The 2,666-nt window shown below is 65.8% G+C and carries 2 protein-coding genes and 1 pseudogene; 2 read left to right on the forward strand and 1 reads right to left on the reverse strand.

Annotated elements, in window-relative coordinates; all coding sequences use genetic code 11:
• Window positions 1–145 precede the first annotated feature (145 nt).
• A pseudogene (locus tag VGH54_RS17580) lies at window positions 146–481 on the forward strand (DUF732 domain-containing protein); the annotation flags it as partial.
• Between the two features lie 111 nt (window positions 482–592).
• Here the strand turns inward: VGH54_RS17580 and VGH54_RS17585 are convergent.
• Window positions 593–1,408: an SAM-dependent methyltransferase gene (locus VGH54_RS17585; protein WP_331513355.1), complete on the reverse strand. Its 816-nt coding sequence runs from the start codon at window positions 1,406–1,408 to the stop codon at window positions 593–595.
• A gap of 177 nt (window positions 1,409–1,585) precedes the next feature.
• Here VGH54_RS17585 and mmsA point away from each other — a divergent pair.
• A partial coding sequence (gene mmsA / locus VGH54_RS17590; protein WP_331513356.1) for a CoA-acylating methylmalonate-semialdehyde dehydrogenase occupies window positions 1,586–2,666 on the forward strand: 1,081 nt, incomplete at its 3' end.

The raw sequence follows: 2,666 nt of genomic DNA on the forward strand, positions 1-2,666 counted from the left end.
AGCGGTCGAGTCGTCGCGGGACGGCGGGCGGCCAATCCTCCTCGGCCATCGAGGGCTGAGCGATGAAAGCCATACCCGCCGTCCCTGGGTGACTCGAAGCCTAAGGCCAGCGGCCTCTAACACCCTGCAAGGAAGGTAAGGATCGATGAAATCTCTGCTCGCCATCCTTGGCGTATCGCTGGGCCTGGTGCTTGCCGTGCCGGCGCACTCCGAACCTGGCCTCGACGAGCCGGCCGGCGACGACAACAACGGCTCTTTCCTCGCTGACCTGAAGAATGTAGGAATCGGCTTTTCCGACCCGGCCCAGGCTGTCAGCGCAGGCCAGGCCGTGTGCGGTTGCCTCCACAACGGCATGGGCGGCCTGCACCTGATCCAGCACCTGCAGGAGAGCAACCCGGCCCTCACCGAAAGCGGCGCCGCTCAATTCGCGACGATCTCGGCGAAGGCGTACTGCCCTAAGCAACTCGAGGAAGAACACGCGCCTGGCCATAAGTACCTGAAGGGCAACGCCCCAGGTAAAGGCACCGGAGACGGGGAGACAACCGTGCCCAAAGGCCCCGGCGGGGGCGGGGGCGGCGGCGGCGACTAGGCCTCAGGCCCTGACCGCCTCCACGAAGTAGCCTCTCGGAGCGTTGGGTACATCAGCCGGAACCGGCGGGTGTGCCCAACGTTTCCATTTGTTGCCCGGTACAGCCATGTCGGTGACGGCGGCTGACCAGCCGTGGTTTTCAACGAGGGCGGCCGGTGTGTCGCTGCTGAAAACCCATGGCGCGCCGAGCCTTTCCATATACGCCAGGGTAGCCGCCGAGAACGGGGCCTCCAGCAACGCCGTGCCGACGACGTCGCAGAGCAGCACCGAACCGGGCGCGGACAACCCGCTGACGCGGGCGAACAGTTGATCGACATCTGAGGCTTCGAGATACTGCAACAGACCTTCAATCAACCAGACTGTCGGCGCCTCGGGGTTAAATCCCTGCGCTTCAAGTGCTTTCGGCCAGTCGTCAGCGAGATCGACGCCGACCGACACACGTCGGCAGCGCGGCCGCTCCCCCGCCAGCCGCTCTTCCTTGATCGCGATCACCTGCGGCTGGTCGACCTCGTAGACGGTAACGCCGTCATGCCACAGCAACCGGAAAGAGCGGGCGTCCATACCCGCAGCCACAATCACCACCTGCGATGCGCCCACGCGCAACAGTGCCTCGTCGTACAGCCTTGTGCGGACCACGATTGGCGCCGATGGTTGCCCCGTCTCCGCACTCGCCTCGGCAAGCAATTGTCGGCCTTCGTCGCCGGCCAGCCGTTCGGCGAACGGATCGTGAAAGAGGGCGTCGTCGCGCAGAGATTCTTCGGCGCGCATGGCCGCGACGAGGAGTCCGGTGGCCGCTACCGCGTGTTTGGTGTTGTCCATCGGCCCATCATGACCGAGCCGCGGCCAGCGGTCTTGGATATTTGTGCCGCGGCATGACGGGCGCGTGGCTGGGCAGCGCGCCAACCGCTGACCTGCGGCGCTTGCCATCACACCACCGCAGTTACTAGGATGTCCTAGTAAACCCATCTGCTGCTTTTTCTATGTCCGAGGACAGCCATGACCACACAGATTCCGCATTTCATCGACGGACGCCGTAGCAACCTCGCATCGACCCGGACCGCCGACGTACTCAACCCCAGCACGGGCACGGTGCAGGCACAGGTCTTGCTGGCGTCCGCCGCCGATGTCGACACCGCGGTCGCCTCCGCCAAGGAGGCGCAGAAAGAGTGGGCGGCGTACAACCCGCAACGCCGAGCCCGGGTCATGATGAAGTTCGTCGAATTGGTCAACGCCAATGTCGAAGAGCTCGCCGAATTGCTCAGCCTGGAGCACGGCAAGACCGTTGCCGACAGCAAGGGCGACATCCAGCGCGGCATCGAGGTCATCGAGTTTTGTGTCGGCATCCCGCATTTGCTCAAGGGTGAATTCACCGAGGGCGCCGGTACGGGCATCGACGTCTACTCCGTCCGCCAACCGCTCGGCGTGGTCGCCGGTATCACACCGTTCAACTTCCCGGCGATGATCCCGCTGTGGAAGGCAGGCCCCGCGCTGGCATGCGGAAACGCGTTTATCCTCAAGCCTTCGGAGCGCGACCCGTCGGTGCCGGTGCGCCTGGCCGAATTGTTCCTCGAGGCCGGCCTGCCCGCGGGCGTATTCCAGGTGGTCCAGGGCGACAAGGAAGCCGTGGACGCGATCCTGCACCACCCCGACGTCCAGGCCGTCGGCTTCGTCGGCAGCTCCGACATCGCGCAGTACATCTACGAGACGGCGGCCGCCAACGGCAAGCGCTCGCAGTGCTTCGGCGGCGCGAAGAACCACATGGTCGTCCTGCCGGACGCCGACCTGGACCAGGCCGTCGACGCGCTGATCGGCGCCGGTTACGGCAGTGCCGGGGAGCGGTGCATGGCAATCAGCGTCGCGGTGCCCGTCGGCGAGGAGACGGCAAATCGGTTGCGCAACAGGCTTGTTGAGCGCATCAACCAGCTGCGGGTCGGGCACAGCCTGGACCCGAAGGCCGACTACGGCCCGCTCGTCACCGATGCCGCGCTCAAGCGGGTCCGCGACTACATCGGCCAGGGCGTCGAGGCGGGTGCCGACCTGGTGGTCGACGGCCGCGAGCGCACCACCGATGAGCTGA

The organism is Mycobacterium sp. (assembly GCF_036488105.1).
GTDB lineage: Bacteria > Actinomycetota > Actinomycetes > Mycobacteriales > Mycobacteriaceae > Mycobacterium.